The organism is Halorubrum halodurans (genome assembly GCF_002252985.1).
Lineage (GTDB): Archaea > Halobacteriota > Halobacteria > Halobacteriales > Haloferacaceae > Halorubrum > Halorubrum halodurans.
In genome coordinates this window covers 1-6505 of sequence record NZ_NHPJ01000067.1, presented here as the reverse complement: position 1 = coordinate 6505, position 6505 = coordinate 1, and the positions used below count along the sequence as shown (strand labels likewise).

Below are 6505 nucleotides of genomic sequence, written 5' to 3'. Positions count from 1 at the left end.
CCGCCGCGGGGGCTGCCGGGGGCGCCGGGGTCGACGACGACTACCCCTGGTCCGACGGCACCGCGGTGATGGGCGTGCTCAACGTGACGCCCGACTCCTTCCACGACGGCGGCCGCCACGAGGGGCTCGCGGACGCGGTCGCGGGGGCGGAGCGCATGGTCGCGGCCGGCGTCGACGTGATCGACGTCGGCGGCGAGTCGACCCGGCCGGGCGCGGAGGCGGTGCCGGTCGATGAGGAGATCGCCCGCGTCGTCCCGGCGATCGACGCGGTCCGGGAGGTCCCCGCGGTCGCCGACGGCGACGTGCTCGTCTCCGTCGACACCCGGAAGCCGGCGGTCGCGGAGGCGGCGCTCGAGGCGGGCGCGGACGTGATAAACGACGTGACCGGGCTGGAGGACCCCCGGATGCGCGAGGTCGTCGCCGACGCCGGGTGTCCCGTCGTCGTGATGCACAGCGTCGACGCCCCCGTCGACCCCGACGCCGACCCGGAGTACGACGACGTGGTCGCGGACGTGATCGCCGACCTCCGCGAACGGCTCGCGCTGGCCGACGTGGCGGGGATCGACCGGGACCGCGTGATCGTCGACCCCGGACTCGGGTTCGGCAAGTCGGCCGCCGAGAACTTCGAGCTGCTCGGCCGGGTCGACGAGTTCGCGGCGCTCGGCTGCCCGGTGCTGGTCGGCCACTCCTACAAGTCGCTGTACGACGCCGTCGGCCTCGGGCCGGACGACCGCGAACACGCGACGGTCGCCGCGACCGCGCTCGCGGCCGAGCGCGGGGCCGACCTCGTCCGGGTCCACGACGTCGCCGAGAACCGCGCCGCGGTGGACGTCGTCGCCGCCGCGACCGAGCCGGACCGGCTCGAGTGAGCCCGGCGACGCGGACGGCAGCGTTTTGCGTCGGCGTCCTCTTTGTCGACGCACATGGTCCGGCGTCTGCTGCTCGGTTGTAGCGCGGTCGGCAGCGCCCTCGTCGAGGGCGTCGCCGAGGGCTCCGGGAAGTTCCTCGCCGTGACGGACGACGCCGGCTGGGCCTCGACGCTACGCGACCGCAACGTGGCGACCGTGGAGGCCGACCCGACCGACCCGTCGGCGTTTCCCGAGCACGCCGCCGTCGTGCTCGTCGCCGGCGACGACCCGACCCGGAACGTCGCCGCCGCGTCCGCGGCCCGCGAGCGCTACCCCGACGCCATGATCGTCGCGCACGTCGGCACCGCGCCGGCCGCGGGGCAGGTCGACGCCCTGGCGTCGGTCGCGGACCGCGTCGTCGACCCGGTCGAGGCGGTGACGGCGCGGGTCCGCGAGGCGGTCGGCCTCGACGATCCCGAACCCGGCGGCGTCGCCTCCGGGACCGGGTCGTCCGACTCGAGCGAGCGCCCGCCGCGGCTGATCCGCACGATACGGAGCCTCGACGGGCCGCTCCTCGTCGTCGCCCACGACAACCCCGACCCCGACGCCATCGCGAGCGCGGTCGGGCTGGCGCGGATCGCCGAGGCGGTCGGCGTCCCCGCGGAGCCCTGCTACGGCGGGGAGATAGCCCACCAGGAGAACCGCGCGATGGTGAACCTCCTCGACCTCTCGCTCTCGACCGTCGACGGGGCCGACCTCGAGGCGTACGGCGGGATCGCGCTCGTGGACCACTCGCGGGCGGGGATCAACGACTCGCTGCCCGAGGGGACGCCCGTCGACGTCGTGATCGACCATCACCCGCCGCGCGGGCCGGTCGAGGGCTCCTTCGTCGACGTGCGGCCGGACGCGGGCGCGACCAGCACCCTGATCGCGGAGTACCTCTCCCGGCTGGGGATCGAGCCGGACCGCCCGCTCGCGACCGCGCTGCTGTACGGGATCCGGATCGACACGCGGGATTTCACCCGCGAGGTGTCGATCCCGGACTTCGAGGCCGCCGCGTCGCTGACGCCGCACGTCGACGAGTCGACGCTCGACCGGGTCGAGAGCCCGAGCGTGAGCCCGGAGACGCTCCGCGTGCTCGCGACCGCGATCGACCGGCGCGACGTCCGCGGCTCGACGGTCGCGTCCTGCGTCGGCGAGATCACGGACCGCGACGCGCTCGCGCAGGCGGCCGACCGGCTGCTCGATCTGGAGGGGATCGCCGTGACCTTCGTCTACGGCTACATGGACGGGGTGATCTACGGGTCGGCGCGCACCCGCGGGACCGACCTCGACGTGGGCGAACTGCTCCGGGACGCGCTCGCGCAGGCGGGCTCCGCGGGCGGACACGCCAACATGGCCGGCGCGCAGGTCCCGCTCGGCATCCTGGAGGCCGTCGCCGAGGAGGAGTCGCTCGCCGACGTCGTCGAGGAGTTCGTCGCCGAGCGGTTCTTCGAGGCGCTCTCCGCCCCGCCGACGCCGCCGGCCGGGACGTCGCCGTCGGCGCTCGACGCGGAGTATCCGGACTGACCGTGGCGTCCTCCCTCGCCGCGGCCCGCGAACCGCGGGCGCAACCTACATATCCCGCCGCCACGAACAGTATAGTATGACCGACGAAATACTCGAGCACCGACGGCTCCTCGTCGCCGGAAGCGGGATCGCCGCGCTGAGCGCGGCCATCTACGCGGCCCGGTCGAACAACGATCCGCTGTTGATCGAGGGCGACGAGCCCGGCGGCCAGCTCACGCTCACGACCGACGTGGAGAACTATCCGGGCTTCCCCGAGGGGATCTCCGGGCCGGAGCTCATCAACGAGATGCGCGCACAGGCGGAGAAGTTCGGGGCCGAGTTCCGGAGCGGGATCGTCGACGACGTACGGAAGGAGCCCGCGGGGCACTTCCGGGTCGAGCTCACGAACGGCGACGTCTACACCGCCGACGCCGTGATCGCCGCCTCCGGGGCGTCGGCGCGGACGCTCGGCGTCCCCGGCGAGGACGACCTGATGGGGTACGGGCTCTCGACGTGTGCGACCTGCGACGGCGCGTTCTTCCGCGGCGAGGACATGCTCGTCGTCGGCGGCGGCGACGCCGCCATGGAGGAGGCCAACTTCCTCACCAAGTTCGCGGACACGGTCTACGTCGCGCACCGCCGCGAGGAGTTCCGCGCGGAGGACGTCTGGATCGAGCGCGTGATGGACAAGGTCGACGACGGCGAGATCGAGATCCTGAAGAACACGGAGCTCACCGAGATCCACGGCACGGCCGAGGAGGGGATCGCGGGCGTCACGCTCGTCGAGCACCCCGACGGCCACCCCAAGGAGAAGCTCGCGGACCCGGCGACCGCCGACGAGGTCGACGAGTACGAGTTCGACGTCGGGGCGGTGTTCTACGCCATCGGCCACACCCCGAACACCGAGTACCTGGAGGACACCGGCGTCGAGCTCGACGACGCGGGCTACCTCCTGACGCGGGGCGGCCGCGACGGGGGACAGACCGCGACCGCGGTCGAGGGGATCTTCGGCGCGGGCGACGTGGTCGACCACCACTACCAGCAGGCGGTGACCGCCGGCGGGATGGGCGTGAAGGCCGCGCTCGACGCCGACGACTACCTCTCGGAGCGCGAGCGCGCCGGCGAACTCCACGAAGCCGAGGTCGACGCCGCGGCCGCGGACGACTGAGCGGAGCGTCCGTTCTCCGCCTTCTACGACAGCACCTCGACCTCGTAGCCGTCGGCCTCCAGCTCCTCGACGATGCTCGCGGCGTGTTCGGCGTCGTCGGTCTCGAGTTCGAGCTCGAGCTCCGCGGCGTTGACCGCGACGTCCCGCGAGGTCCGGTCGTGGTGGACCGCGTACACGTTCGCGCCGGCACGCGCGACGATGCTCGAGACGTGCTCGAGCTCGCCCGGCCGGTCCTTCAGGTCGACGGTGATCTTGAGGTACCGTCCCATCTGGACGAGCCCGCGGCGGATCACCGTCCCGAGCCGGTTGAGGTCGATGTTGCCGCCGCATAACGCGGCGACGATCGTCTCGTCGGCGTCGTAGTCGAACGCCTCCGAGAGCGTCGCCGCCAGCGCGACCGCCCCCGCCCCCTCGACGAGCGTCTTCGAGCGTTCGAGCAGCAGCGTGAGCGCTAAGGCGATCTCCCGGTCGTCGACGGTCACCACCTCGTCGACGTACTCGCGCATGACCGCGAACGGCTCCTCGCCGATCGACCGGGTGGCGATCCCGTCGGCGATCGTGTCGACGCCCTCGATCTCGCGGATCTCGCCCGCCGACAGCGACGCGGCCGCCGAGGCGGCGCCCTCCGCTTGGACCCCGACGACGCGGACGTCGTCGAGCCGCTCCGTGACCGCGACCGCGACGCCCGAGATCAGCCCGCCGCCGCCGATCGGGACGACGACGGTGTCGAGGTCGGGGCGATCGTCGGCGATCTCCAACCCGAGGGTGCCCTGTCCGGCCATGACGGCCGGGTCGTCGAAGGCGTGGACGTACGTCAATCCCTGCTCGCGCTCCAGATCGTGGGCGACCGCCTGCGCCTCGTCGTAGTCGATCCCCTCCAGCCGGACGGTCGCGCCGTACCCGCGGGTGGCTTTCACCTTCGAGACGGGCGCGAACTTCGGCATCACGACGGTGGCGTCGACGCCGGCGCGCTCGGCCGCGAGCGCGACCCCCTGCGCGTGGTTGCCGGCGCTGGCGGTGACGACGCCGGCCTCGCGCGCCGCGGGGGGGAGGGTCGCGATCCGGTTCGTCGCCCCGCGGATCTTGAACGCGCCGGTGCGCTGGAAGTTCTCGAGCTTGAGGTGAACGTCCGCGCCGGTCATCTCCGAGAACGTCCGCGACCGCTCGAGCGGCGTGTGGCGGGCGACGCCGTCGACCCGCTCGCGGGCGGCCTCGATGTCGGCCAACGAGATCATACGCCCCCGTGGCGACGCCGCGGGCTAATCGGTTCCGGTCGTCGTCGGTTCACGACCCACGTCGCGCGGTCGTCGGTTCACGGTCGGTGTCCGTTCGCGCTCGCAGTCAACGCACGTCCGCGATCGCCGGCGCGCCGCTCGCGGGGGATGGAGCGCGTGAAAGGGAAGTGGGGGAATGCACGCGTGTGACGTGCGACTGGAGACAGCCGGCGGCGACACAAAAAGGTCCGCCAGGCGGGGTGAAAGTGAAACTGTGGGACGGCGTCGACCTCGATCCGTCGTCAGACCCGTGTCAGACGGCCGATCCCCGATCGAGACGGACGGCGACGTCGGCCCGATCGACGTGCCGCTCCACCCGCTCGCGGAACGGGCCGTCGCCCGCCCACGTCGCGTCCGCGTCGAGCCGGTCGGGGTCGCCGACGTAGAGGGTCGCCTCGTCGGGGTGGCCGTCGGGCGCGTCGAGCGGCACGGCGACCCGGACGTAGAGCCCGTCGTCGACGCCCTCGTACGCGTCGAGCGCCCCGACCTCGTCGGTGCGGAGGAGCCGTCCCGCGGTCTCGCCGCCGGGCGCGAGCGTCGGGTAGCGCCCCTCGACGGGCCGGAGCCCGGCGAGCGTCGCCGGTCCGACGAAGACGAACGAGTCGAGCAGCGATCCGACGCGCTCCGGCTCCGTGAGGGTCCCGTAGACGAAGACGTCCATGGGGCGTCTGCGTCGCTCGGGCGTTTGAACGTTCGGAGAAGACGGACGCCGACGGTCCGCCGATCGCCGGCGTCTCCCGCCGGTCGCCGATAGGTCCCGTCCCGACCGGTTCCGCCGCCGATCGGTTCCGCCGACGACCGGTACCGCCGCCGACCGCCTCGCGATACACAACGATTTTTGTTCGGAGCCCTGAAACGTCATCACGTCGTGTGGAAACCACGAGGCTACGCCGTCGTCGTCGCGACCGGCTGTAGCCTGCTGCTCGTCGCGACGATCCACCACGGGACCGAGATCGGGACCGTCGGGGAGGTCCTCGGTCCCGCGCTCGCGCTGGCGCTCGACGGCGGGATCGCCCTCGGCGTCGTCTACGCGGGGGTACGGGTCCGGGACGCCGGCTTCACCCGCAGCGAGGAGGGACGCGTCGCTCGCTGGACCGCGGCCGGCACGTTCCTCGCCGCGGGCGCGATCGGCGCGACCCTCCTCGTCCGGGCGATCGAGGGACGCCCCCTCGTCGAACCCGCCTTCCCGCTGTTGGTCGCCGCCGGGTCGGGCGCGCTCGGCGGCGCGATCGCGGGATACCTCGCCGTTCGCCAGGAGGCGGAGGCTCGCCGCGCGCGCGACGCCACGCGGGCGGTGTCGTTCGTGAACCACCTCCTCCGTCACGACCTCCGGAACGACCTGTCGACGATCCGCGGCTACGCCGACCTCGCCGGGGCGACCGGCAGCGACGGGGACGACTCCGGCTCCGCCGCCGACGCTGGCGACTCCGGCGGGCGCGACGCCGCGGCGGTGATCGCGGCCAAGGCCGACGAGGGGCTCGACCGGCTGGAGACGACGAGCGCCGTCGCGGACGCCCTCCTCGGCGACTCCGACCTCCACCGGATGGACCTCGCGGCGGTCACTCGGGAGATACTCGAGGGGCTCGCGGACCGGCCCGACGTGACCGTCGAGGCCGATCTCACGGAGGAGGCTCCGGTCACGGCGAACGACGGCCTCCGGTCGGTCG

5 protein-coding genes and 1 pseudogene are annotated in these 6505 nt (G+C 73.3%); 4 read left to right on the top strand and 2 right to left on the bottom strand.

Annotated elements, in window-relative coordinates:
* The 3 genes from folP to DJ70_RS06435 all read left to right on the top strand — a co-directional run.
* On the top strand, window positions 1–869 hold an 869-nt coding region (folP, locus tag DJ70_RS06445), incomplete at its 5' end, for a dihydropteroate synthase (RefSeq protein WP_094531220.1).
* A gap of 54 nt (window positions 870–923) precedes the next feature.
* A complete protein-coding gene (locus DJ70_RS06440) occupies window positions 924–2417 on the top strand; it encodes a DHH family phosphoesterase (protein ID WP_094531218.1) in 1494 nt (497 codons plus the stop codon).
* Between the two features lie 76 nt (window positions 2418–2493).
* Window positions 2494–3564 (top strand): NAD(P)/FAD-dependent oxidoreductase, encoded by a 1071-nt coding sequence (locus DJ70_RS06435; protein ID WP_094531216.1) that lies wholly within the window; start codon window positions 2494–2496, stop codon window positions 3562–3564.
* 23 nt (window positions 3565–3587) lie between these two features.
* On the opposite strand, the gene ilvA is transcribed toward DJ70_RS06435, so the two are convergent.
* On the bottom strand, window positions 3588–4799 hold the full coding sequence (gene ilvA, locus DJ70_RS06430) for a threonine ammonia-lyase (protein ID WP_094531214.1): 1212 nt from the start codon (window positions 4797–4799) through the stop codon (window positions 3588–3590).
* A 292-nt stretch (window positions 4800–5091) separates the two neighbouring features.
* Window positions 5092–5499 carry a gamma-glutamylcyclotransferase family protein gene (locus DJ70_RS06425; RefSeq protein WP_094531212.1) on the bottom strand — a complete coding sequence of 136 codons (408 nt, stop codon included), beginning with the start codon at window positions 5497–5499 and terminating at the stop codon, window positions 5092–5094.
* Window positions 5500–5706: 207 nt separating this feature from the next.
* Between DJ70_RS06425 and DJ70_RS06420 the strand changes: the two are divergent.
* Window positions 5707–6505, top strand: a pseudogene (locus tag DJ70_RS06420) (ATP-binding protein); the annotation flags it as partial.

Bases quoted from the DNA above. Each gene is read 5' to 3' on its own strand.
- DJ70_RS06435 (WP_094531216.1), top strand. From the start codon at position 2,494: ATGACCGACGAAATACTCGAGCACCGACGGCTCCTCGTCGCCGGAAGC.
- DJ70_RS06425 (WP_094531212.1), bottom strand. From the start codon at position 5,499: ATGGACGTCTTCGTCTACGGGACCCTCACGGAGCCGGAGCGCGTCGGA.
- DJ70_RS06440 (WP_094531218.1), top strand. From the start codon at position 924: ATGGTCCGGCGTCTGCTGCTCGGTTGTAGCGCGGTCGGCAGCGCCCTC.
- ilvA (WP_094531214.1), bottom strand. From the start codon at position 4,799: ATGATCTCGTTGGCCGACATCGAGGCCGCCCGCGAGCGGGTCGACGGC.